This is a genomic window from Halopseudomonas oceani (assembly GCF_963677335.1).
GTDB classification, from domain to species: Bacteria; Pseudomonadota; Gammaproteobacteria; order Pseudomonadales; family Pseudomonadaceae; genus Halopseudomonas; species Halopseudomonas oceani.
The window spans coordinates 465241-489225 of the sequence record NZ_OY781932.1; the positions used below are offsets into that span (position 1 = coordinate 465241).

The 23985-nt window shown below is 64.0% G+C and carries 23 protein-coding genes; 20 read left to right on the plus strand and 3 right to left on the minus strand.

What is annotated here, in order from left to right; genetic code table 11:
- The first annotated feature begins 249 nt into the window (after nucleotides 1-249).
- The 16 genes from ACKPCU_RS02070 to ACKPCU_RS02145 all read left to right on the plus strand — a co-directional run bounded on the left by ACKPCU_RS02070 (nucleotide 250) and on the right by ACKPCU_RS02145 (nucleotide 16191).
- Nucleotides 250-1260, plus strand: coding sequence for an ABC transporter substrate-binding protein (locus ACKPCU_RS02070; RefSeq protein WP_104736797.1), 1011 nt, complete (start codon nucleotides 250-252; stop codon nucleotides 1258-1260).
- Between the two features lie 51 nt (nucleotides 1261-1311).
- Nucleotides 1312-2190 carry an ABC transporter ATP-binding protein gene (locus tag ACKPCU_RS02075; protein ID WP_229744308.1) on the plus strand — a complete coding sequence of 293 codons (879 nt, stop codon included), beginning with the start codon at nucleotides 1312-1314 and terminating at the stop codon, nucleotides 2188-2190.
- On the plus strand, nucleotides 2187-2990 hold the full coding sequence (locus ACKPCU_RS02080) for an ABC transporter permease (protein ID WP_321349500.1): 804 nt from the start codon (nucleotides 2187-2189) through the stop codon (nucleotides 2988-2990). Before ACKPCU_RS02075 ends, ACKPCU_RS02080 begins: the two co-directional genes overlap by 4 nt.
- Nucleotide 2991: 1 nt before the next feature.
- Nucleotides 2992-3963: a DMT family transporter gene (locus tag ACKPCU_RS02085; RefSeq protein WP_321349502.1), complete on the plus strand. Its 972-nt coding sequence runs from the start codon at nucleotides 2992-2994 to the stop codon at nucleotides 3961-3963.
- 234 nt (nucleotides 3964-4197) lie between these two features.
- A complete protein-coding gene (locus tag ACKPCU_RS02090) occupies nucleotides 4198-5193 on the plus strand; it encodes an ABC transporter substrate-binding protein (protein WP_321349504.1) in 996 nt (331 codons plus the stop codon).
- Nucleotides 5194-5195: 2 nt separating this feature from the next.
- Nucleotides 5196-5981, plus strand: coding sequence for an ABC transporter ATP-binding protein (locus tag ACKPCU_RS02095; protein ID WP_104736793.1), 786 nt, complete (start codon nucleotides 5196-5198; stop codon nucleotides 5979-5981).
- The gene (locus ACKPCU_RS02100) at nucleotides 5962-6753 is read left to right on the plus strand and encodes an ABC transporter permease (RefSeq protein ID WP_321349506.1); all 792 of its coding nucleotides are present in this window, start codon (nucleotides 5962-5964) and stop codon (nucleotides 6751-6753) included. Before ACKPCU_RS02095 ends, ACKPCU_RS02100 begins: the two co-directional genes overlap by 20 nt.
- Nucleotides 6754-6810: 57 nt before the next feature.
- Nucleotides 6811-7293, plus strand: a complete 483-nt coding sequence (locus ACKPCU_RS02105) for a nucleoside deaminase (protein WP_321349508.1) — start codon at nucleotides 6811-6813, stop codon at nucleotides 7291-7293.
- Nucleotides 7294-7684: 391 nt separating this feature from the next.
- On the plus strand, nucleotides 7685-9616 hold the full coding sequence (locus ACKPCU_RS02110; RefSeq protein ID WP_321349510.1) for a methyl-accepting chemotaxis protein: 1932 nt from the start codon (nucleotides 7685-7687) through the stop codon (nucleotides 9614-9616).
- Between the two features lie 155 nt (nucleotides 9617-9771).
- Nucleotides 9772-10164 (plus strand): globin, encoded by a 393-nt coding sequence (locus tag ACKPCU_RS02115; protein ID WP_321349512.1) that lies wholly within the window; start codon nucleotides 9772-9774, stop codon nucleotides 10162-10164.
- Nucleotides 10165-10270: 106 nt separating this feature from the next.
- Nucleotides 10271-11236, plus strand: a complete 966-nt coding sequence (locus ACKPCU_RS02120; RefSeq protein ID WP_104736788.1) for an AAA family ATPase — start codon at nucleotides 10271-10273, stop codon at nucleotides 11234-11236.
- A 2-nt stretch (nucleotides 11237-11238) separates the two neighbouring features.
- Nucleotides 11239-12162: a DUF58 domain-containing protein gene (locus tag ACKPCU_RS02125; protein WP_321349515.1), complete on the plus strand. Its 924-nt coding sequence runs from the start codon at nucleotides 11239-11241 to the stop codon at nucleotides 12160-12162.
- Nucleotides 12155-12625, plus strand: a complete 471-nt coding sequence (locus ACKPCU_RS02130) for a DUF4381 domain-containing protein (RefSeq protein ID WP_321349518.1) — start codon at nucleotides 12155-12157, stop codon at nucleotides 12623-12625. The genes ACKPCU_RS02125 and ACKPCU_RS02130 overlap by 8 nt, the downstream gene beginning before the upstream one ends.
- A complete protein-coding gene (locus ACKPCU_RS02135) occupies nucleotides 12612-13574 on the plus strand; it encodes a VWA domain-containing protein (RefSeq protein ID WP_321349519.1) in 963 nt (320 codons plus the stop codon). The genes ACKPCU_RS02130 and ACKPCU_RS02135 overlap by 14 nt, the downstream gene beginning before the upstream one ends.
- Entirely contained in the window at nucleotides 13571-15022 is a 1452-nt protein-coding gene (locus ACKPCU_RS02140) for a VWA domain-containing protein (protein WP_321349521.1), read from the plus strand. The genes ACKPCU_RS02135 and ACKPCU_RS02140 overlap by 4 nt, the downstream gene beginning before the upstream one ends.
- Complete coding sequence (locus tag ACKPCU_RS02145; protein ID WP_321349524.1) at nucleotides 15019-16191, plus strand: hypothetical protein; 1173 nt, start codon at nucleotides 15019-15021, stop codon at nucleotides 16189-16191. The genes ACKPCU_RS02140 and ACKPCU_RS02145 overlap by 4 nt, the downstream gene beginning before the upstream one ends.
- A 53-nt stretch (nucleotides 16192-16244) precedes the next feature.
- On the opposite strand, the gene ACKPCU_RS02150 is transcribed toward ACKPCU_RS02145, so the two are convergent.
- The 3 genes from ACKPCU_RS02150 to ACKPCU_RS02160 form a co-directional block, all read right to left on the minus strand.
- Entirely contained in the window at nucleotides 16245-17795 is a 1551-nt protein-coding gene (locus ACKPCU_RS02150) for an arylsulfatase (RefSeq protein ID WP_407651789.1), read from the minus strand.
- Nucleotides 17796-18117: 322 nt separating this feature from the next.
- Nucleotides 18118-18474, minus strand: a complete 357-nt coding sequence (locus ACKPCU_RS02155; protein ID WP_104736781.1) for a hypothetical protein — start codon at nucleotides 18472-18474, stop codon at nucleotides 18118-18120.
- A gap of 245 nt (nucleotides 18475-18719) precedes the next feature.
- The gene (locus ACKPCU_RS02160; protein ID WP_321349527.1) at nucleotides 18720-19691 is read right to left on the minus strand and encodes an AraC family transcriptional regulator; all 972 of its coding nucleotides are present in this window, start codon (nucleotides 19689-19691) and stop codon (nucleotides 18720-18722) included.
- Between the two features lie 149 nt (nucleotides 19692-19840).
- Here ACKPCU_RS02160 and ACKPCU_RS02165 point away from each other — a divergent pair, with 149 nt between their 5' ends.
- The 4 genes from ACKPCU_RS02165 to ACKPCU_RS02180 all read left to right on the plus strand — a co-directional run bounded on the left by ACKPCU_RS02165 (nucleotide 19841) and on the right by ACKPCU_RS02180 (nucleotide 23978).
- On the plus strand, nucleotides 19841-21175 hold the full coding sequence (locus tag ACKPCU_RS02165) for a flavin-containing monooxygenase (RefSeq protein ID WP_321349529.1): 1335 nt from the start codon (nucleotides 19841-19843) through the stop codon (nucleotides 21173-21175).
- Entirely contained in the window at nucleotides 21172-22128 is a 957-nt protein-coding gene (locus tag ACKPCU_RS02170; RefSeq protein ID WP_321349532.1) for a bile acid:sodium symporter family protein, read from the plus strand. The genes ACKPCU_RS02165 and ACKPCU_RS02170 overlap by 4 nt, the downstream gene beginning before the upstream one ends.
- Nucleotides 22129-22130: 2 nt before the next feature.
- Nucleotides 22131-23060 carry an SDR family oxidoreductase gene (locus tag ACKPCU_RS02175; RefSeq protein WP_321349534.1) on the plus strand — a complete coding sequence of 310 codons (930 nt, stop codon included), beginning with the start codon at nucleotides 22131-22133 and terminating at the stop codon, nucleotides 23058-23060.
- Nucleotides 23061-23192: 132 nt separating this feature from the next.
- On the plus strand, nucleotides 23193-23978 hold the full coding sequence (locus tag ACKPCU_RS02180; RefSeq protein WP_321349538.1) for an SDR family oxidoreductase: 786 nt from the start codon (nucleotides 23193-23195) through the stop codon (nucleotides 23976-23978).
- The last annotated feature ends 7 nt before the right edge of the window (nucleotides 23979-23985 follow it).

Consider the following 23985-nt stretch of genomic DNA (forward strand, 5'->3'; position numbering starts at 1 on the left):
TGAGCCAAAGCAGGTTTTATACCAGTTGCCCATTTCGCCCCATTCGCAGTGGGCTTGCGACGAAATGTCGCTGTGCGTGTGCATTTGGGGTGCAGCGGTGCATGCAAAGGGCGCAATGCGGTGCACGATTTTTGCTGACCAACTGATCAGGAAATGTAAAACCGGGCCTTACAGGCATGTGGCACGGCGCTTGCTGGATAGCAAATATTGAATAACTGGTCAGCTATCACTGAATCGAAGGAGCACCACATGCGCCACTCCCGCAAGAACCTGAAGTCGTCTGCACTGCTCGGCATGGCCGGCGCCGTGCTTGCCAGCAGTCTGTCTGCGCCGTTGATGGCCGCCGACCTGGAGCACGTTGTCTTCGGCACCAACTGGTACGCCCAGGCCGAGCACGGCGGTTTCTATCAGGCCAAGGCCACCGGTCTGTATGAAAAATACGGTCTCGATGTCTCTATCGAGATGGGCGGCCCGCAGGTCAACGGCATGCAGCTGCTGGTGGCTGGCAAACGCGACTTCTCCATGGGTTACCCGATCGGCAACGTCAAAGCCGTGATGGAAGGCCTGCCGGTAAAAACCGTGGCTGCCGCCTTCCAGGGTGACCCGCAGGCGCTGATCGCCCACTCGGACGTGACCTCGCTTGAGCAGATCAAGGAGCGCAACATGCCGGTCTACATCGCGGCATTTGCCAACACCACCTTCTGGCCCTGGCTGAAATCCAAGTACGGCTACACCGACGACATGATCCGCCCGTATACCTTCAGCGTGGCGCCGTTCCTGGCTGACGACAGCATCGTTCAGCAGGGCTATCTGTCCTCCGAGCCCTTCGCGATGGAACAGGCCGGTGTGAAACCCTCCGTATTCCTGCTGGCTGACTACGGCTATCCGGCCTACGCAACCACCATTGAAACCACCGACCAGATGATCGAGCAAAACCCCGATCTGGTCCGTCGCTTCGTGCAGGCAAGCATGGAAGGCTGGGCCAGCTACTTCAAGGATCCGGCACCGGGTAACGCCCTGATCAAGGAAGCCAATCCGGAAATGACCGACGAGCAGATTGCCTACGGCATCGCCAAGATGCAGGAGTACGGTCTGGTCACCGGTGGTGACGCAGCTACCCGCGGTATCGGCGTAATGACCGACGCCCGCTGGGCCAAGCTGTATGACTTCATGCTCGAAGCCGGTCTGACCACCGAGGACCTGGACATTCACAGCGTCTACAGCCTCGACTACCTGCCCGCCGAACCCGTTCTGCCCTGATTCTTTTTACCAGCTGGCGGCCCGCCTGCGGGCCGCCCACGGGAGACCCGCATGACTTCCTCAAGAGTGACGCCTATCAAGCCCGGCCCCCAAACGGAGCCGATGGCCGACGCGGACAACAGCGACGGCAGCACCAGCTCACGCCCGGTACTGCAGGTCGAAGGCGTCAACAAGATTTACGCCAACGGCACCGTTGCCCTGAAAGGGGCGGACCTGACTGTCCGCCAGGGCGAATTCGTCAGCCTGCTCGGCCCCTCAGGTTGCGGCAAGAGCACCCTGCTGCGGATCATGGCCGGCCTTGGTGAGGTAACCACCGGCACCGTCAGGTTCTGGGAACAGGGCATTGATGTAGTTGGCGACAAGGGCCGCAAGCTGGCCTTCGTGTTTCAGAACGCGACCCTGATGCCCTGGGCACGGGTGCGCAACAATGTACGCCTGCCGCTGGACCTGGAGCACCAGAGCGGCGCAGACGTGGAGCGCAAGATTGACGACGCGCTCGAAATGGTCGGCCTCAAGGGCTTCGACAATGCCTTCCCGCGGGAGCTGTCCGGCGGCATGCAGATGCGTGCCTCGATTGCCCGCGCCATGGTCACCGAACCCAACCTGCTGCTGATGGACGAACCCTTCGGCGCGCTTGATGAGATGACCCGCAACAAGCTCAACGACGACGTGCTCAAGCTCTGGCAGAAAAACGGTTGGACCATCGTCTTCGTTACCCACAGCGTCTACGAGGCGGTCTATCTGTCCAGCCGAGTGGTGGTGATGGCCGCTCGCCCTGGCCGCATCGTCGACGACATCAGCATCGATCAACCCTTTCCGCGCAGTGCCGACTTCCGCGTCTCGACCGAATTTGCCGGCTACTGCCGTCAGGTGTCGCAGGCGCTGGAACGCGCCAGCGCGATGGGTCAGCCACAGGAGATCAAGGCATGAGCACGCCGCTGATCCACAACGAGACCTTCGTCAAGGTCGCTGCGCCGCTCGCTGTTGGCGTGCTGTTTCTGCTGTTCTGGGAAATCGCCGTGCAGGCGCTGGAAATGCCCAAGTACATCCTGCCGGGGCCGGCGGAGATCTTCAAAGCCCTGATCAGTGACTGGAGGCCGCTGCTCGGCGCGCTCTTCATCACCCTCAAGGTGACCTTCCTGGCGTTCGCCATCGCCGTGGTGCTGGGCGTCGCGGCATCACTGCTGTTCGTGCAAAGCAAATGGATTGAGCTGAGCCTGTTCCCCTACGCGGTGCTGTTGCAGGTAACGCCGGTGGTCGCAATTGCGCCGCTGATCATCATCTGGGTGGACGACACCACCTGGGCGCTGACGGTCTGCGCGGTGATCATTGCCATCTTCCCGATCATCTCCAACACGACTCTGGGCCTGCGCAGCGTTGATCCCAACCTGCTCAGCATGTTTCGCATGTACCGCACCAGCCGCTGGCAGGAGCTGACCCGTCTGCGCATTCCGGGCGCGCTGCCGTACTTCTTCGGCGGCCTGCGCATCAGCTCGGGGCTGGCGCTGATCGGTGCGGTCGTCGCCGAGTTCGTTGCCGGTACCGGCGGGGCCAAGGCCGGGCTGGCCTACATGATCCTGCAATCAGGCTACAACCTGCAGATTCCGCGGATGTTCGCCGCGCTGCTGCTGATCACCCTGACCGGCATCGCGCTGTTTGCGCTGATGGTCTGGCTGTCCGACCGCGCGCTGCGCAACTGGCACGAAAGCGCCCTCGAAGTGGAGCACTGAGGTGGCGCGGTCACCGGCCGCCGGGCACACCGGCGGCCACAGCTACGCCTTCGGCCTGGGCTACCTGCTGCTGTGCTTCAACGCCCTCGGCTGGGGGCTGAACTTTCCGATCCTCAAGCTTGGGCTGGCCAACAGCCCGCCGATGCTGTTCACCTGCATGCGTATGGCGCTGGGCACGGTGGCGATGTTCATCATCGCCGCCGCGCTCGGCGTGCTGCGCCTGCCACGACGGGCCGACCTGCCGGTGCTGCTGTCGGTCGGCGTGTTGCAGAACATGGCCTTCATCACTCTGGTGACCCTCGGCGTGCAATACCTGCCGGCCGGACGAGCGGCGATTCTGGCCTATACCACGCCGATCTGGGTGGTGCCGGCGGCAGCGCTGTTTCTCGGTGAGCGCTTTACCCTGCCGCGCGCCATCGGCGTCGGCCTGGGGCTCGCTGGCCTGCTGACCGTGTTCAACCCCTTGAGCATCGACTGGAGCAACCACGAGGTGTTTATCGGCGGCGGCTTGATCATGCTCGGCACCATCCTTTGGACTGCCGGGCTGATTCATGTGCGGCGACATCACTGGCAGGGCGACGTGCTGTCGCTGATCCCCTGGCAGCTGCTGACCTCAGTGTTGGCGCTGTTGCCGCTGGCACTGCTGGTGGAAGACCCCGGACAGATCGACTGGCAGCCCAATTTTGTCTGGATGCTGGTATTCAGCGGGGCGATCGCCTCCGGCATCTGCGTGGCAGCACAGGTGGCGGCGATTCGCTCGTTGCCGGCGGTCAGCCTGTCACTCAGCTCGGCCTCGGTGCCGGCGGTCGGCATGCTGTCGGCCGCGTGGTTCTTGCATGAGGTTCCGACCCGCAGCGATCTGACCGGCTTTGCCCTGATTGCGCTGGGTATTCTGGTGGTCGGGTTGGCCGACCGCCGCCAAGTCTTACGCAACCGCCGTGCTGCACCGGAGGACGCGTCACCCGCCAGCTGAACCGGCGCACGACTCTGGTTCACACCGCACCAAAAGCGAGCGATGCGTTTGGTCAGGAATTCAAACGCGTCGTTCGTGCCTTCCTCGGCCCAGGGCCAAGCCCCTTAAAACAAGGGGCTTCCAGCCAATTATGGCCATTCTGAAAATGCTGGCCCGCAAATTGCTGAAGAGAAACAAAACCTGCCCAACTGGTCAGGATAAGAAAGCCAAGCACATCACTCTGGAGAATGACTCATGTTGAAAAAAGCGTCCGGCGTACTGGCGATGGTCATCGCCATGTCTGCCAGCGGGTTCGCCGCTGCAGCCGACAAGGTTACCTACCAACTGGACTGGCTGCCGGGGGGCGACAAAGCTCCGGTCTACGCCGGTATTCAGCAGGGCTTTTTCGCTGAAGAAGGCCTGGAAGTCTCGGTTGCCAGTGGCCGTGGCTCAACCGATGCAATTACCAAAATCGCTACCGGTCAGGCCGACATCGGCAGCGCCGATATCGGTGCCCTGATGGCTGCCCGCGCGCAGGACACCGTGCCGGTCAGCGCCGTCTACATGATCTTCAACCAGGGCCCGCACGCCTTCTTCGCCCTGTCGGACAGCGGTATCAACACCTTCGCCGATATTGCCGGCAAGAAGGTCGCAACCTCGCCGTTCACCTCCTCCAACGCGTTTCTGCCGCTGGTGCTGGAAGCCAACGACATGCCCGCCGACGCGGTCAGCCTGACCAAGTCCGATCCGGGTGCACTGGGTCCGATGCTGGTAACCGGCAACACCGACGCGATCATCGCCTGGGTCACCAACATTGCGCTGTTCAAGCAACAGGCGGCGGCCGCTGGCAAGGACATCAACGTGATCCGCTGGTCTGACGCCGGCCTGTCGCTGTACAGCTCCGCGGTCGTCGCTGCAGACCGCTTCCTCAGCGAGCGTCCAGACGTGGCCAAGCGCTTTATGCGCGCCTACGACAAGTCGGTTCGCTTCACCCACGAGCATCCGGAACTGGCCGCGGCTGACCTGCACACCATGGTGCCGGAAGTCGACGCCGCCGTAGCGACCGCCCAGATCGGCGACTCCATGCCGCTGACCTTCAACGAAATCAGCGAAGCCGATGGACTGGGCACCATGACCCCCGAGCGCATCGCCTCCACTTGGGAGTGGGTCGCCCGGGCCAACGAACTGAGTGTTGACTCGCTGGATCCAGAAACCATCGTCAACCGCGACTTCATGCCTGTAGCGGAGTAACCATGGAGCACACTAGCGAACGCGCTTTCGTGCGGATGTCAGGGGTCGGTCATCGCTATGACCCGACCCCCGGCAGTCCGATGGCGGTGCAAAACATCGACCTCGACATCAACCGCCACGAGTTTGTGGCGGTCGTAGGCCCCTCCGGTTGCGGCAAGTCCACCTTGCTGCGCATGGTCTCGGGTCTGCTGGTTCCAAGCGAAGGCACAGTCAGCGTCTTCGGCAAGCAGGTAGACGGCCCCCGTGACGACGTTGGCATCGTGTTTCAAAAGCCGACCCTGCTGCCGTGGCTGACTGTTCGCAAGAATGTGCTGTTCCCGCTCAAGCACAAGTTTGGTCGCTACTCGCCCCAGGACGAGAAGCGCGCCAACGAACTGCTGGCGATGGCCGGTCTGGAGGCCTTCGCCGACAAGATGCCGGACGAACTGTCCGGCGGTATGCAGCAGCGGGTCGGCATTGTCCGCGCGCTGCTGCTCAACCCCGATATTCTGCTGATGGACGAACCGTTCTCGGCACTAGATGCAATGACCCGCGAGCAGATCGGCTTCGATCTGCTGAAAATATGGGACGAAAATCCGAAAACCGTGCTGTTTATCACCCACTCGATCTCCGAGGCGGTGCTGCTCGCCGACCGCGTGCTGGTGATGAGCAAGCGGCCGGGCAGCGTGCTCGATCTGATCGAGGTCGACCTGCCCCGTCCGCGCAGTGCGAATACCATCAAATTGCCCCGCTTCAGTGAGCTGACTGACCGCATAAGGAAACACATCTATGAGCCAGACGCCCACTGACGCCACCGCGCGTCGCGCGCTGCTGTTGAACCTGTCGCCGTGGCTGTTCTTTGTCGGCCTGATCGTGCTCTGGGAACTGGTCTGCCGCGTGTTCGAGCTGCCGACCTACGTGCTGCCGGCACCGAGCGAGATCGCCAAGGCGTTCTTCGACGTCGAATTCAGCCGCTGGATGATGCACCTGTGGGCGACCCTGCGGGTGGCGCTGATGGGCTTTGCCCTGTCGATCGTGATCAGCATTCCGCTGGCCATCGCGATGATGCGCTCGGAGCTGCTCTCGCGCACCCTGTATCCGATGCTGGTGGTAGTGCAATCCACCCCGGTGGTCGCAGTGGCGCCGCTGATCATCGTCATGATGGGCTCGGACGATCCGTCACGGGTGCTGATCACCTGCCTGCTGACCTTCTTCCCGCTGGTGGTCTCGACCGCCACCGGGATCAACGAGACGCCGGCCGAACTGATCGAACTGAGCCGCTCGCTGGACGCACCGACCCGCCGGGAAACCTGGCAAATCCGCATTCCCTATGCGATCCCGCACATTTTCAGCGGTCTCAAGGTGGCGATCACCCTGGCGATTATCGGCGCGGTGGTGGCGGAGTTTGTCGCCGCCGAAGAAGGGCTCGGTTACTTCATCCAGTTCTCGACCTCGTTCTTCAAGATTCCGCAGGCCTTTGCCGGACTGTTCTTCCTCGCCGCCGTCAGCCTGTTGCTGTTCAAGTCGGTGCAGTGGACCCAACAGATTTTCTTCGCCTGGAGCCTGCCGAAGAAGAAGTGATAACAGCCGGCGGTGCCTGCGCCGCCGGCCTTCAAGATACAAGCAAGGACACCCCCCGTGAGTCATACCGAACGCGATATTCATTTTCTGCGTGAAAGCTTCCGCCTGGCCGAAGAAGCCGGCAAACAAGGCATCCACCCGTTCGCCGCCATTCTGGTCGACGCCGACGGTAACGTGCTGATGGAGCAGTTGAACGCCTTCCTGCCCGATCACGACATGACCGGCCACGCCGAACGGGTGCTGATGACCCGCGCCAATACCACCTACAGCCCCGAGGTGCTGGCTGGCTGCACCATGTACACCAGCGCCGAACCCTGTGCCATGTGCTCCGGCGCGGTCTACTGGGCCGGCGTTGGCCGGGTGGTCTACGGCGCCAGCGAAAAGCGCCTCAAGGACATGACTGGCAACCATCCGGAAAACCCGACGCTGGATCTGCCCTGCCGCACGGTATTCGAGTCCGGCCAGCGCGCCGTCGAGGTAATCGGCCCGCTGCTGGAAGAAGAATCCATCCGCGTGCACGAGGACTTCTGGAAAGACTGATTATCGGGGCTGCAGGCGACTCGCCCGGCTCATCTGTCACCGCAGCCCCTCTACCTCCCCCTGACCGTTGCCCATCCGCAGGCCTAGGGAAGCACTGATCAATTCCACATGCCCTCTGGCGTTCAGGTTGGGTGCAATCAAGGCGTGGTTTCGAAGGCATGTCTGGACCTGTCGAGAAATCACAACGCAGAGTGCGGCCAAGCCTGAACGCCCCGTAGGGCGAGCGCTCAAGCATGCATCTACTGCGTTGCGCTGCTTGCCAATAGAACCACTATTGGCCGCACATCGCGCCTTGCATCTGCATGCTTGAGCACTCGCAGAGGGCGTGTGGAATTGATCAGTGCTTCCCTAGCACCTGCGGCGACGGCCAGACTTTGTCGAGAGTAAGCCTGTGACCCTTTGGAAACGCAGTATTCAATGGCAGCTGATCATCAGTATGGGCGCCGCGCTGGGCGTCACCACCCTGATTGTGGTGCTGATCTACTCCTCGGTGCTACGGCAGATGACCGAGCGCTATCTGATCAATCAGGCATTGCCCGCGCAGGTCAGCGCCATTCGCAACGACCTGGAACGCACCCTGGCCGGACCGATTTCGGCGACCGAGGCCATCGCTGGCAATAGCCTGGTGCAGGACTGGCTGGCCTATGGCGAGAACCCGATCCGGATGAGTGCCTTCGCCCGCTATCTGGATGGCGTCAAGCAGCAGCAGAACGCACTCACCACCAGCATCGCCGTGCTGGAAAGCGGCAACTTCTACTCCGAGCAGGGCCAAGTCCGGGTACTCGACCGCAACAACCCGGCAGACCGCTGGTTTTATGCATTGGTCGACGGCGACCAGGATCAGGTCGCCTCAATTGACACCGACAAGACCTCGGGCCTGCCGACGCTGTTCATCAATCAGCGTATTGCCCTCAAGGACAAGACCCTTGGCGTCGCTGGTCTGGGCTACAGCCTGCAGAGCTTGTCGGAGCTGATCGGCGGCTTTCAGTTTGGTGAGCGCGGCGTGGTCTTCCTGATCGGCGCCGATCAGCAGGTCAAGGTCCACCCCAACGCCAGCTTCAACGACAGCCGTAGCCTCAGTGACCTGACCAGCCCGGAGGCCGCTAGCGCGCTGCGTGTGGCCGGTAGCGACGCGGTGCACTTTCAGCGTGATGGCGAAGCCTGGCTGGCCAACGCGCAACCGCTGCAACGGCTTGGTCTGACCCTCGTCAGTCTGGTGCCGGAAGACGAAATCTACGCCGAAGCCCGCGCCGCCCTGCTGCGCACCAGCCTGATCGCAGGTGCCGTGGGACTGCTCGCACTGGCGCTGATGGCGCTGCTGGTGCGCGGCCTGGTGCAACCACTGCGTCGGGTGTCGCAAGCACTCGCGGCGATCTCGGCCGGCGGCGGCGACCTGAACGCACGGCTGGATGACAAGCGTGACGACGAACTGGGCGAACTGGCCCGCGGCTTCAACGCCTTCGTCGCCAGTCAGCGCCAGCTGATCAGCGATGTGCTTACCACCAGTCGTCAGCTGAGCAGCGCGGTGACTCAGGTGACACAGGTGATCGACAACACCGCCGAGCGCGCGGGGCGCCAACACGAAATGACCGACCTGGTCGCTACCGCTGCCCACGAAATGGGTCTGACCGTGCAGGAGATCGCGCGCAACGCCAACAGCGCTGCGCACAGCTCCAGCGCCGCGCAGGCCGAAGCGGTCGAGGGCAGGGCCGTGGTTGGTCGTTCAATCGAGGCGATCGAGCGCATGTCCACCGACATTGGCCGCGCCGCCGACTCAGTGACCGAACTGGCCGACCAGGTCACCTCCATCGACCGGGTGCTGACGGTGATTCGCAGCGTTTCCGAGCAGACCAATCTGCTGGCGCTGAACGCCGCTATTGAAGCGGCGCGGGCAGGGGAGTCGGGCCGCGGCTTTGCCGTGGTCGCCGACGAGGTGCGCACCCTGGCCAGCCGCACCCAGGCCTCGACCGACGAAATCCAGCAGATGATCGAGTCGCTCAAGAGCCGTGCCGAGCAGGCCGTCAGCGCCATGCGCGCCGGGCAGGACGCGACCGCCAGCGGGGTGGAAGCCAGCCGCACGGCCGGTGAGTCGCTGCAGACCATTGCCGGCCAGGTGGAACAGATCAGCGACATCAACCACCAGGTCGCCACCGCTACCGAGGAGCAGTCCAGCGTCACCGAAGAGGTCACCCGCAACGCGCAGAGTATCGCCGACCTCGCCCATGCCACCGCCAACGAAGTACGCGCCTGTCAGGCCGATTGTCAGGCGCTGGCCCAGCTGGCAGTCAGTCTGCGTCAGCAGATGGAGCGCTTCCAACTTTAGGCGGATTGACTTTTCAGCACGGGTGCCGGGGTCGGCCGACGGACTGTAACCCGCGTCACAGAGCGACGCGAGGGCAAAACGCCAGCAGCGAGCAAAGCTCGCCAAGCTGGTAGACTTGCGCTCCGGCGTCACCCCGCCGCACCTGAAGGAGCACCATGAACGCCCCTGACATTGTCATGCAGAGCTACGGCCGCTGCTGCGCCTCGGCCACTTTTTTCGATGACTTCTACCAGCAGTTCCTGCAGAGCTCGCCGGAAGTCCGTGCCAAATTCACCAATACCGACATGCCGGCGCAGAAACTGCTGCTGCGCCAGGGCATCCTCAACCTGGTGCTGTTCGCCCGCGGGCTGCCGCCCACCAAGCTGCAGGCGCTGGCGAAATCGCATTCGCGCGAAAACCTCGACATCCAGCCGCACCTGTACAACTACTGGGTCGATGCCCTGATCAACACGGTTGAACAGCACGACGGGCAAGCCAGCATGGAGACCCGCCACGCCTGGCGTGAAGTGTTGGCCAAGGGCATTGAGGTCATTCAGTCCGGATATTGAGCCAACAGCACAATGGCAGCGACAGATAGCAGATTGTCATAAAAAGCCATGCAACATTTTCGTCAGCGCTCTAGGATCGTGACAGACATGCACCCTGGAGTCCTGAATGGACAACCTAGAACAATTCCAACAACTTGGTGTGCAGCTGGCTCATGGCATTCTCGGTCAACAGGCGTTGATCGAGGGGCTGCAGCTGGCGCTGCTCGCTGACGGCCATCTGCTGGTCGAAGGGCTGCCCGGCCTGGCCAAAACCCGCGCCATCAAGCAGCTCGGCCATTCCCTTGAGGCCGACTTCGTCCGCCTGCAATTCACCCCGGACCTGCTGCCCTCGGACATCACCGGCGCCGAGCAATACCTCGGCGAGCTGGGGCAAGGTCACCTGACCTTTCGCCCTGGCCCGTTGTTCGCCAATCTGGTACTCGCCGACGAGATCAACCGTGCTCCGGCCAAGGTTCAGTCCGCGCTGCTGGAAGCGATGGAAGAGCGCCAGGTCACGGTTGCCGGGCAGCGCCACCCGCTGCCGGAGCTGTTTCTGGTCATGGCGACCCAGAATCCGGTCGAACAGGAGGGTACCTACCCGTTACCCGAAGCCCAGCTCGACCGCTTTCTCATGCACCTGACGGTTGACTACCCGGACGAACAGTCCGAACTGGCGATGCTGCAGCTAGTGCGCGGTGAACACGACCGCGGCAGCCCGGCCGAGCAGCCGAAAATGGCGCAGGCGACCGTGCTGGCCGCTCGCCACGAGGTTGACCGGATTCACGTCAGCCCGGCCATTGAGCAGTACATCGTCGATCTGGTGCGCGCCACCCGCCAACCCGAACGCTTCGATCCGGCGCTGGCCGGGCAGGTCGAAGTCGGCGCCAGCCCGCGTGGCGCCATCGCGCTGGATCGGGTTGCCCGTGCCCGCGCCTGGCTGCGCGGTGGCGACTTCGTGCTGCCCGAAGACGTGCAGCAGGCGGTGCTGCCGGTACTGCGCCACCGACTGATTCTGTCCTACCGAGCGCAAGCAGGTGGCATGACCGCCGATGCGCTGCTGCAGCGGTTGCTGCAGTTGGTGGCTGTCGCCTGACCATGCAGCCGTCGTCGGCCGCCTACGTCGACCTGGAACAACTCAGTGCGCTGCGCGAGCAGGCCCGGGGGCTGCCGCTGCACGCCCGTCAGGTGGCGGCCAGTGTACTCTCGGGCCGCCATGAAACCCGGCTGCGCGGTCGCGGCCTGTCGTTCGAGGAGCTGCGCCCCTACTGGCCCGGTGACGACGCCCGATTAATCGACTGGAAGGTGACCGCCCGGCTGCGCCGGCCATTTCTGCGGCTGTACAGCGAGGAACGCGACCAGCCGGTGCTGCTGCTGGTCGACCAGCGCATGAACCAGTTCTTCGGCAGCCGCCGGACGACCAAGTCGGTACTGGCCGCCGAAGCCGCCGCGCTGTTCGGTTGGGCCGCGCTGCAACGCCATGACCGGGTCGGCGCGTTGCTATTCAACGATGAAACCGTCGAGGAACTGCGGCCCGCGCGCGGCAACCGCGCCTTCATGCACCTGCTCGGCCGTCTGTGCGACCTCAACCAGCAACTCCATGCGCGTCACCGCGGCGACAACCCGCAGGCGCTCAACGCCATGCTCGAACGCACCCGCCGACTGGCTGGCAAGGATCACCTGCTGATCCTGATCAGCGATTTCAACGGTCTGAACGACGAAACCCACGACCTGCTGGCAGCGCTGCGGCGACACAACGATCTGCTGCTGTGCTGGACCCAGGACCCGCTGCTGATCGAGCTGCCGAGCGGCGGTGAACTGTTGGCCAGCGACGGCGATCTGCAGATGCGCCTGAACCTGGACAGCAGCCGCCAACGCGAGACCTTGCAGCGCCTGCACCGGCAGCGCCAGCAGCAGATTCTCGACTGGCCGGCCGGGCTGCGCATTCCGGTGCTGCCGCTGTCGGCAGCGGAGCCCGCTGCGGACCAGCTGCGCGCGCTGCTCGGAGGCGAGCATGGCTGATCTGGTCATCCCGCCATTGCACGATGTGGCCCTGCCACCGCCGATTTCGCCCTGGCCACCGGCCCCCGCAGCCAGCACCATGCTGATCCTGCTGGCGATGGTCGCGCTATGGCTGCTGCTGCGCCGCTACCAGCGCTACCGGCAGAACGCCTACCGCCGGCAGGCCCTGCGCCAGCTCGACCGGTTGCAGGCCAGCTGCAGGCAACACCCCGAGCAACTCCAGAAACTCCCCCGGCTGCTGCGCCACACCGCGCTGCAGATCTGGCCGCGTGAGCACGTCGCCAGCCTGCACGGCGACGCCTGGCTGCAGCGGCTGGAGCAGCAGAGCGACCGCCCGCTGCCGGCTGAACTGGGCGCGCTGGCCTATTGGCCCACCGAACGCTGCACCAGCCTCAGTGAGCAGGCTCGCGTCCGGCTGTTCGAGCACAGCCGCTACTGGATTCAACACCATGTACGTCCTTGACCTGCCCTGGTTGCTGCTGCTGTTGCCGCTGCCCTGGCTGCTGCAACGCTGGCTGCCCGGCACCCGACAACGCCAGGACGCGCTGCGACTGCCTTTCTTCCACCAACTGGCCGGCCCGCTTGGGCTGACCCCGGCCAACGCCGCCGGCAGCAGCGCCGGACTGCTGGCAACCCTGCTGGAAGCACTGGCCTGGTGCCTGCTGGTGCTGGCACTGGCCGCCCCCAGCCGGCTGGAACCGCCGCTGGTCAAGCAACAGCCGCTGCGTGACCTGTTACTGGCGTTAGATGCGTCGATGTCGATGGCGAACACCGACACCAGCGACGGACGCACCCGGCTGCAGGCGGTGCAGCAGGTGGTCGATGACTTTGTTCAGCGCCGCGCCGGCGACCGTCTCGGCCTGCTGGTATTCGGCGATCAGCCCTACACCCAGGCCACTTTCACCCAGGATCACGCCACCCTGCGCCAGCTGCTGGCCGAACTGCAGCCGGGCATTGCCGGGCCGCGTACCGCACTGGGCGACAGCATCGGCCTGGCCATTCGTCTGTTTCGGCAGAGCCAGAGCCCGGAGCGGGTGATGATCCTGCTCAGCGACGGCAGCGATACCAGCAGCCGCAAGTCACCGGACGACGCCGCGCTGGTCGCCCGCGATCAAGGCATCGTTATCCACAGCATCGGCTTCGGTGACCCCAACGCCGAGGGCGAGCAACGGCTCGATGCCGAACAGCTGCAGCGCATTGCCGCTATTACCGGCGGGCGCTACCTGCACGCCAGCAACCAGCGCGAGCTGGCGGCCGCCTTCGACGCGCTCGACCGGCTGACCCCGCAACTGCAGCAACGGCTCGAATTCCAGCCGCGTACGCCGTTGTACTGGTATCCACTGGCCGCGATGATTGCAGTGCTGCTGCTGCGCCTGCTGCTGAGTCTGCCGTTACCACGGAGGGCGGCATGATCGACTGGCTGCCGCTGCACTTTCTGCGTCCGCTCTGGCTGCTCGCGCTGCCGCCCTTGTTGCTGCTCGGCTGGTGGCTGCGCCGCACCCGCTTAAAAGCCAGCTGGCAGCGGCTGATTGCGCCGCAACTGCTGCCGTTTTTGCTGGTCCCCGGCGGGCGCAGTAGCGGCAGCAGCGCGGCACTGGTCAGCATATTGTTGCTGGCCTGCCTGGCGGCTGCCGGCCCGACCTGGGACCGCGAAGCGCCGCCCTTTGCCGAGCGCCATGCGCCGTTGCTGATCGCGCTCAACCTGAGCACCGACATGAATCAGCGCGAGCGCGGCGTATCACGGCTTGAGCGCGCCAGATTGAAGATCCACGACCTGCTCGCCCAGCGTCCCGGCGCCCGTCACGCACTGCTCGCCTATGCCGGCAGTGCGCATCTATTGCTACCGCCCACCGACGATGCGGCGCTGTTTACGCTCTACCTCGACAGCCTGAGTACCGACCTGATGCCCCGCCTCGGCCGCAACACCGCTGCGGTGCTGGAGCAGATGGACCAGCTGCAGGCCAGTGCCGAGCAACCCTACCTGCGCCTGCTGGTCACCGCCGATGTGGAGTCCGGCGCCGAGGCTGCGCTGGCCGCCAGCCACAGTCTGCTCTGGGACGCCGGCGGCGACAGCAGCGAACTGGCCGCCCGGCTCGACTCTCCGGTGATCAAGATGCGTGACGATGACAGTGATCTGCCGGCCCTGCTACGCGCCCTCGACGCCAGTCAGCGGCTGGCCCGGCAGGCCGATCCCGACAGTCGCTGGCATGACCGTGGCTGGTGGCTGCTCTGGCCAATCGCGGTGCTACTGCTACTGCGCCTGCGTAGCGTCGCCCCGGCGCTGATACTGTTGCCGTTGTTGTTACCCAGTCACGGCGAGGCCGCCGAGCTGGAGCTGTGGCGGCTCTGGCGCAGCGAACAGCAACAGGCCATGCAGCTGTATCGCCAGGGTAACTACAGCGAAGCCGCAGCGCTGTTCAGCGATCCACGCTGGCGCGGCGTCGCGCTGTACCGCGCCGGTGACTGCGAGGCCGCACTGGCCGCCTTCGAGCAGGGCATCAGCGCCGAGGACTACTACAACCAGGGTAACGCCCTGAGCTGCAAACAGCGCTACGGTGAGGCCGTCGAGCGTTACCAGCTGGCATTGGCCCAGCGGCCGCAATGGCAGGAGGCGCAGGACAACCTGGAGCGCGCCCTGCTGCTGATCGCCGTGCAGCGGCAGCAGCAGGGCAAGGACGGAGACATGGACCCGGATGAAATCCGCTACGATCTGGAGCGCAAGCGCAACGGTGCGGCGACCGAGCAGCAGAGCCGAGAGCAGCAGACCGAGCTTTGGCTGGACAACCTCAAGGCCAGCCCGGCTGGCTATCTCAAACGGCGCATGCTGATGCAGCTGGCACCAGCGGAGCCGAGACCATGAAGCCCTATCTGCTACTCAGCCTACTGCTGCTGACGCTGCCCGCGCTGGCCGCCGAGCCACGGCTGCAATGGCAGAGCAACGCCGACGCAGGCCTGCACAGCGGACAGGGGCTGGAGCTGCAACTGCAGCTGCTGGTCCCGAGCTACTTCCTTGCCGCCCCGCAGTTCCCGATCCTGCAGCTGGACGAACACCACCAGGCCGCCCCCGAGGCCAGCCGCAACCTCAGCCCCCGCATCGACGGCCACAGCTGGGCCGGCATAGAGCGCACCTACCACTTTGCACCACTGCCACCCGGCGACTATCAGCTGCAGCCGGGCCAGATCACCGTGCGCTACGCTGACGAACAGCGCCAGCCACGCGAACAGACACTCAAGCTGCCCGCACTGCACTTTGTCGTCAACGCTGGTCCGGCGCAGGCGGATTCATCACTGCCGGCGCAGCTGCGGCTGACTGAGAGCTACACCCCGGTGCGCAGTGAGTGGCAGGTTGGCGACATTCTGCTGCGCCGCCTGCGCATCGAGCTGGATGACGCCGGAACCCTGCTCCCGCCTGAGCTGCCGCTGACCCCGGTGCCCGGCACGCGGATCTATCGCAGCCCGCCGCGGCTGGACCAGCAGGGCGAGCGGGTTATCCAGCGCTACGTGCGTGAAGAAGACGTACGCTATCTGCTGCTCGAAAGCGGCACGCTGGAAATCCCGGCGCTGACCCTGCAGTGGCGCGACACCCGCAACGGCCAGCTATTGCAGTTGAGTCTGCCGGCACGGCGTCTGCAGGTTGGCGCGCCGGCCGCAACAACGGCGCCGACGGTCAGCGCCTGGCAACATCTGGCGCTGATTGCAGCGGTCATCGCGCTGCTCGCCAACGCACTGGCCTGCTCGGCTCAAGGCACCCGTTGGCAACGCAAGCGCGCGCTGATGCGGGACTTAGGTCGCGGCCAGCCAACGGCCGTCCTTCATGCACTGCAGCGCTGGCTGGCGAGCCTGCCGGCGTCGCAGCGCGCCGACATCCTTGAACAGTTGGCTGCGCCTGTTGCCGCGCTGCAGGCCGCCTGCTACGGCACGGCGAGTGACTGGCAGCCAGACCACCTGCGGCGGGCGCTGCGGCGCCTGCATATGTCACCAGCCAAAGCCACCGGGCAGAGCGCCGCCGACTGGCGTCTCAACCCCTGAAACGACAACGCCCGGGCACAGGGCCCGGGCGTCGCTGACCGCAAATGCAGCCTTTACTGCTGCTGCATGTTCATGAACTTCTCCATCATCTGATCAATGGTGAAACTGGCCGGACGTTGACGCGGAGGGAATTCCTGGAAGGTGCTCAGGAACTGCTGCACACGAATCATCGCCGGCCCACCTACCACGGCGACTTTCTTGTCCCACCAGACGTTGTAGCTGTTGGAATCGGTATCAGCGCGCTCAAACGGGTCACGCCGCAGGTTGAACACCTTGGGAATACGCAATTCGACGAAAGGGTCGCGCCAGACGTCGAAACGACGCGACCGCTGCTCCTGGAACACCACCTTCCAGTCACCATCACGGATGGCGAGGAACTTGCCATCATCGCTGAAGTAGTAGAACTGGTTGCGCGGCGAGGTTTCGCTTTCACCCTGCAGATACGGCAGGAAGTTGAAACCGTCCAGGTGCACCTTGAACTGCTTGGCGCCAGCCCGGTAGCCGGTCAGCAGCTGTTCCTTGACGTCCGGCACACCAGCCGCAGCCATCAGCGTCGGAACCCAGTCCTGGTGCGACATGATGTGGTTGGAGACCACGTCCTCGGCGATATGCCCAGGCCAGCGAACCACCGCAGGAACGCGGAAACCGCCTTCCCAGTTGGTATTTTTCTCGCCACGGAACGGCGTAATACCGGCGTCCGGCCACTGGTTATAGTGCACCCCATTGTCGGTGGTGTAGAGCACGATGGTGTTGTCGGCGATGCCCAGATCGTCAAGCTGCTTGAGCAGTTCGCCAACCTGTCCGTCATGCTCGACCATGCCGTCGTTGTAGAAATCCTGTCCAGACAAACCGGCGGAGTCCGGTGACAGGTGGGTGTAGTAGTGCATGCGGGTGGAGTTGAACCAGACAAAGAACGGCTTGTCGGCCTTCACCGAGCGATCGATAAAGTCCATCGAAGCTTGCAGGAATTCACGGTCAATGGTCTCCATCCGCTCGCGGGTCAGCGGACCGAGGTCTTCAACCTTGCCGTCGGCGCTGCTGCGAATCACACCGCGCGGGCGCAACAGCTTGTCGATTGTCGGATCAGTGGTCCAGTCCGGATCTTCCGGACCTTCCTCGGCATTCAGGTGATAGAGGTTGCCGAAGAACTCGTCAAAGCCGTGCTCGGTCGGCAGGAACTCGTTGCGATCACCCAAGTGGTTCTTGCCGAACTGGCCAGTCGCGTAACCGAGCGGTTTGAGCAGCTCGGCCAGGGTCGGATCTTCCGGCTGAATGCCGACCGGCGCGCCCGGTACACCGACCTTGGTCAGGCCGGTGCGTACCGGATGCTGACCGGTAATAAAGGCCGAGCGGCCGGCGGTGCAGCTCTGCTCGCCGTAGTAGTCGGTGAACATCATGCCTTCGTTGGCCAGCCGGTCAATGTTCGGGGTCTGATACCCCATCAGGCCGTGGCTGTAACTGCTGATGTTAGTGATGCCGATGTCATCCCCCATGATGATCAGGATGTTCGGCTTGTCGGCGGCGGTGGCCATGGAGGCGGCGCCGAGCGTCACTGCGCAGAGCGCAGCGCGGGCCCAGTGCCTCAACGGACGTGGATGTTGCATGTGAGTGCTCCCTTTTCTTCTTGTCAGAGTCTGTTCGGATAACGCACCTTGCCCGTCGCGCCATCACACGGGCGGGCAGCAGACAGGAAAAACGATCAACGACCAGAGCGATCTGCGCTGCGGAAAGGGAGGCATGCATACTCCCGTTCGCGCATCAGGGCGCAGGCACACTCATGTCATTATCGTTGCTCACATCATGGTCGCTGCGCCGGCCGGCCGCTTGTCAGTTCGCGTCATCTGGCGGCAAATAGCACGCCCGGCAGTGTCAGCCGGAGCCATCCGGCTGACCGTAGAGCACCTGCGCAGAAAACCGAGGTCAGCATCAGCCCGGCTGAACCTGCACCAGCAGCAGGCGCCAGCCACTGCCATAGCCGTCCAGCTTCACCTGCTCACCGACCCGCGCTCCCAGCAGGCGCGCACCAAGCGGGGAAAAAATCGACACCTCATCGGCGCCTCGGCTGCGCTCGGCAAGACGCAGGTTGAACAGACTCTGACTGTGCAGGTCCAGCAGCAACAGGCGGCTGCCCGGGCGCGCCAGTTCGGCGCAGGGCTCGCGCTCAAGCCGCTCCAGCCGACCAATTACGGTGGCCAGCTCCTGCGGGCCAGTCAGATACCAGGCGCCACGCTGACGCAGCAGCGCACGCAGGCGCGGATAGGCGCCAACAGCAACAGACGTCATGTCTGCAGTCTCCAGCAAAAGGGAAGGGAACAGGTACCGGCAGCCGGGTGCGGACGAACCGCCCCGGCTCAGATCAGGAAGGCAACAGCTTGGGCGCTGACAGCGAAGGACACGCGCACGGCTCCAGTCAGAAGGTCAGAACAAGGATGAGAGCCCTACCATACGCCAGCAGAAATTAAAGGCAAGCCAGCAAGACGCCAGCCACAACCACCCGCCAGAGCGATCAAGCCGGGTATGTCGCTGCGCTAACGCCCCGCCTTGTAGCGCGCCGGCGTCTCACCCTGCCAGCGGCGGAAGGCACGGACAAAGGCGTTCTCGTCGGAGAAGCCCAACTGCTCGGCAATCTGCGCGACGCTCAGGCGCCCCTGCTGCAATGCCTGGCAGGCCATTTCCTGCAGTACCGATTCGCGCAGCGTCTTGAACGAAAGGCCTTCCTCAGCGAGCTTGCGGTTGAGGTGGCGACCGCTCAGCCCGAGTTGTTCGGCAATCCGCTCCTTGCCCCAGCGCGGCTGGCTGCGCACCTGCGCCTGTACCTCGGCGGCAAGGCTGTGCTGACCGAGGCTGGCGAGGGTCTGGTCGGCGAGCTGGCGCAGGTGATCACGCAGCGCGCTGTTGGCCTGAATCTGTGGCAGCTCAAGCTGATCGGCAGGGAAGGTGATGCGGTTGAAACCGGCCTCGAAGTACAGGGGCACGTCGATCAGGGCGCGGTAGTCCGCCAGCGGCGCCAGCGGGGCGTGGGCCAGCCAGATGCCGCTCGGGGTGAATCGGCCACCGGTCGCCCAGCGGGTCAGATTCAGTTGGCCGGCCAGCACCGCCTCGACCCGTTCGGCCTGCCGCACCTTGAGCTGCGGCAGGTAGTCGATGGCCATTTCCTCGCCGTCGCGCAGCAGCTGAAACTCACCACCGGCACCAATCAGCGGCGCATATTCGACCTGCTCGGCGAGCGCTTCGCCGAGGGTCTCACAGGTCACCAGCAACATCCCTGCACTGTCCAGATGGCCAACCTGAATGTCCAGCCCCAGACGCAAACCGGCCAGCGGATCAGCAGCCAGTTCGCAGTAGCACTCCCACAGCTCATCCTGCACCGCCAGCGGGATACGCTCGTTGCCCTGCAGCCGCGCAACCAGCTCGGCGGGCAGCGCAATCCCCTGCCGCTGGGCCGACTGCAGCAGCGCCTGGGCATAGAGGGGAGTAACGCTGTGATCGACGCTCGACATGGCTTGAATTGCCGGATTCCTGTCCCGTTTTGTCCGATACCGCCGCAGGGCGTTTGGCTAGACTCGTGATCATAACCCTGCCACCGCCCGGATGTAACAGGTGACGGGCAGGGCTCATAACAACGACAAGAACAAGTTGAGGTATCCCCATGTACGCTGTCATCGGCGCCGGCCCTATGGGTCTGGCCACTGCCCGCAACCTGCAGAAGCTGGACATTCCCTTCATCGGCCTTGAGCTGCACAGCGATGTTGGCGGGCTGTGGGACATCGACAACCCGCACAGCACCATGTACGACAGCGCGCACCTAATCTCTTCCAAGCGGATGACCGAGTTCGCCGAATTCCCGATGGAAGACAGCGTCGCGCTGTACCCGCATCACAACGAGATGAAGCGCTACTTCCAGGCCTACGCCAAGCACTTTGATCTGTACCGTCATTACGAATTCAACACCCGGGTGCTGAGCGTGACCCGCGACGGTATGTACTGGACCATCGTCACCGAGCGCGACGGCGAACAGCAAAGCCGCCGCTTTGAGGGCCTGCTGATCGCCAACGGCACCCTGCACACGCCCAACCGGCCGACCCTGCCGGGCCGCTTCGACGGCCAGATCATGCACTCGGCCGAGTACCGCAGCGCCGAGGTGTTCAAGGGCAAGCGGGTGCTGATCGTCGGCTGCGGCAACTCCGGCGCCGACATCGCGGTCGATGCGGTACACCACGCCAAATCAGTTGATATGAGCCTGCGCCGTGGCTATTACTTCCTGCCCAAGTTCATCAAGGGCAAGCCAACCGATACCCTCAGCGCCGGCCGCAAGTTCAAGCTGCCACGCCCAGTGAAACAGAAAATCGACGCTGCCCTGATCCGCTTCATCATGGGCAAGCCCTCGGACTACGGGCTGCCCGATCCGGACTACCGCATGTACGAGTCGCACCCGGTGGTCAACTCGCTGATCCTGCATCACCTGGGGCATGGCGACATCCACGCCCGCCGCGACATTCGCAGCATGGACGGCAACCGGGTCGATTTTGTTGACGGCGAGAGCGCCGAATACGACCTGATTCTGCTGGCTACCGGGTATCAGCTGGATTACCCCTTCATCGGGCGCGAGCACCTGAACTGGCCGGCCACGCTGGATGCGCCACAGCTCTACCTGAACGTGTTCCACCCCGAGTACGACAACCTGTTCATGATGGGCATGATCGAGGCCGCCGGTCTCGGCTGGGAAGGCCGCAACCTGCAGGCCCGGCTGACCGCGCTGTATATTCACCAGCACCGTCAGGGCAGTGCCCAGGCAGCCAGCTTTGCCGCCACCAAGCGGCAGCAGGCCAGCACCAATCTGGATGGCGGTTACGACTACATCAAGCTCGCGCGCATGGCCTACTACGTCAACAAGGACGCATACCTGCAGGCCCTGAACCAGCACATTGCCGAGCTGGAGGCCGGTCTTGAGCAGGCCGCACCGCAGCCGGTGCCGGCGACATGAGCGGCGCGCTGCCGATCCAATTCGACCCGGCCAGCCTGATCACTCTCAACCTGATCATGGCGGCGATGATGTTCGGTGTATCGCTGAGCCTGACGCTGGATGACTTCAAGCGCATCATCAAGGCGCCGGTCGCGCCAGTGGCTGGACTGATTGCGCAGTTTTTGCTGCTGCCGGCCGCCACCTGCCTGTTCACCTGGCTGCTGAACATCGACCCGGAACTGGCGCTGGGGATGATTCTGGTCGCCTCCTGCCCAGGCGGCAGCTTCTCCAACGTCATGACCTGGCTGGGCCGCGGCAATGTCGCCGTTTCCGTCAGCATGACGGCGGTTTCCAGTCTGGCGGCGACGGTGCTGACGCCGCTCAACTTTGCCTTCTACGGCTGGCTCAACCCGCACACCCGTGAGTATCTGACCCAGATCAGCCTCGATCCGGCGGGCATTCTGGTCATCGTGCTGCTGGTGCTGGCCCTGCCGCTGCTGCTCGGCATGTTCAGCGGCAAGCGCTGGCCGGCGCTGGTAACGCGCAGTGAAAAACCGCTGCGGGTGATCTCCCTGCTGGTGTTCCTCGGCTTTGTCGCCATCGCCTTTACCAACAACTTCGACCTGTTTATCGCGCGCTTCCACAGCTTCTTCTGGCTGGTGGTTGCCCACAACCTGCTGGCGCTGAGCCTGGGTTACGGCATGGCGCGGCTGCTGCGCCTGCCGCTGGCCGATCGCCGCGCCGTGACCATGGAAGTGGGTATCCAGAACTCCGGTCTGGGGTTGGTGATTCTCTTCACCTTCTTCCCCGACGCTGGCGGCATGATGCTGATCACCGCCTTCTGGGGCGTCTGGCATCTGGTCTCCGGGCTGACCCTGTCGCAGCTGTGGGCGCACCAGAGCCGCCGCGTCGAGCAACGGGAAAAACAAGAACAACAAGACGCCGCGCGCCGCGGCGTAACGCAGAGCCTGTAACCATGAGCAAACGCATTCTGATCACCGGCGCCGCCGGCTATATCGGTCACCAGCTGGGCAACCGTCTGGCCAAGGACTTCTTCGTTATCGGCACCGACATTCGCGGCCGTGACGATCTGGATTTTCCGATTCAGGTCATGGACATCCGCGACGCCGGTCTGGTCGATCTGCTCAAGCGCGAACAGATCACCCACGTGGTGCATCTGGCGTCCATCCTGCAGGCCTCGAAAGACCGTGACCGCGACTTCGACATCGACGTCAACGGCACCCGCAACGTGCTCAAAGCCTGCGTGGAGGCTGGGGTGCAGCATCTGACCGTCACCAGTTCCGGCGCGGCCTACGGCTACTACGCCGACAATCCAAGCTGGATTGACGAGCAAGATGACATCCGCGGCAACCGTGAGTTCGCCTACTCCGATCACAAACGGCAGATCGAGGAGACGCTGGCGCTCTATCGTCACCAGCATCCACGACTGCGCCAGCTGATCTTCCGGCCGGGCACCGTGCTCGGCAGCGAGACCCGCAACCAGATCACCAACCTGTTCGAAGCCAAGCGGGTGCTGGCCATCAAGGGCAGCGACTCGCCGTTCGTGTTCATCTGGGATCAGGACGTGCTGGCCGCAGTGGAAATGGGTATTCGTGGTGACCGCCAAGGCATCTTCAACATGGCCGGCGACGGCGCCCTGACCATGCGCGAGATCGCCCAGCGACTGAACAAGCCGCTGCTGACGGTTTCTCCCTGGCTGCTTAAAAGTGCCCTGCAGGTTGCCAAATGGCTCGGCAAACCCACCGGCCCGGAGCAGATCAACTTCCTGCGCTATCGCCCGGTGCTAAGCAACCGGCGGCTGAAGGAGGAGTTTGGCTATCAGCTGCAAAAGACCTCGGCGGAGACGTTCGAGTATTTCATCGAGCAGCGCGGCCTGCGGCAGTAATAGCTGCAAGCGACAAGCGAAAACCACTCAGCGCGCCCGGCAGTGAGGCGCCAACCCCAAATGCGAAGGATGCAGCGGCCAGCTTGGGGCTTACAGCTTGAAGCTTGCCGCTGCGACCAAAGGGAGCCCCCCATGAAAGTCATTCTGATCACCGGCGCTGCTTCCGGCCTCGGCTGGGCGATGGCCAAGCGCTGGTTCGACGCCGGCCACAGCCTGGTCATGGCCGACGTCAACGAAGCGCTGCTCAAGCAGCGCGAAGAGGAACTGAACGCCCCCAAACGGGTGCTCACCGTCACCGCCGACATCACCAGCGCCAACGATATCCAGCGGCTGATCAAGGCCACCAGCGACCACTTCGGTCGCCTCGATAGGCTGGTCAACAACGCCGGCATCACCCACCGCTCACCAGCGCATCAGACCGATCCGGCGGTGTTCCGCAAGGTGATGGCGGTGGATTGGCAGGGCCCGGTCGAGCTGACCATGGCCGCGCTGCCGCTGCTGCGCGCCAGCGCCGGCGAGATTCTCTGCATCGGTTCGATGGCCGGCTGGATGCCGGTGCCGGGCCGCGCCGCCTACTGCGCGGCCAAAGGTGCACTGACCCAGTTCTTCGAGGTGCTGCGGCTGGAACTGGAGCGCGACAACATCCATGTACTGATGGTGTACCCGAGCTTCCTCGACACCCCGATCGAGCACAACGCCCTCGGCAAGGACGGCAAGCCCGCCAGCCACGCGCGCTCCATGGTCGGCGGCATGCGCACCCCGGAATGGATGGTCGGTCTGATTGACGAAGCACTGGTAAAACGGCACCGTTGGCTGCTGCCCGAGCCGGTTTCCCGCTTCGGCAGCCTGCTCTGGCGTTTTGCCCCGGCGCTGTATCTGCGCCAGGTACGCAAGCGTTTTGCCGGCGAACTGGGCTGATCACCAA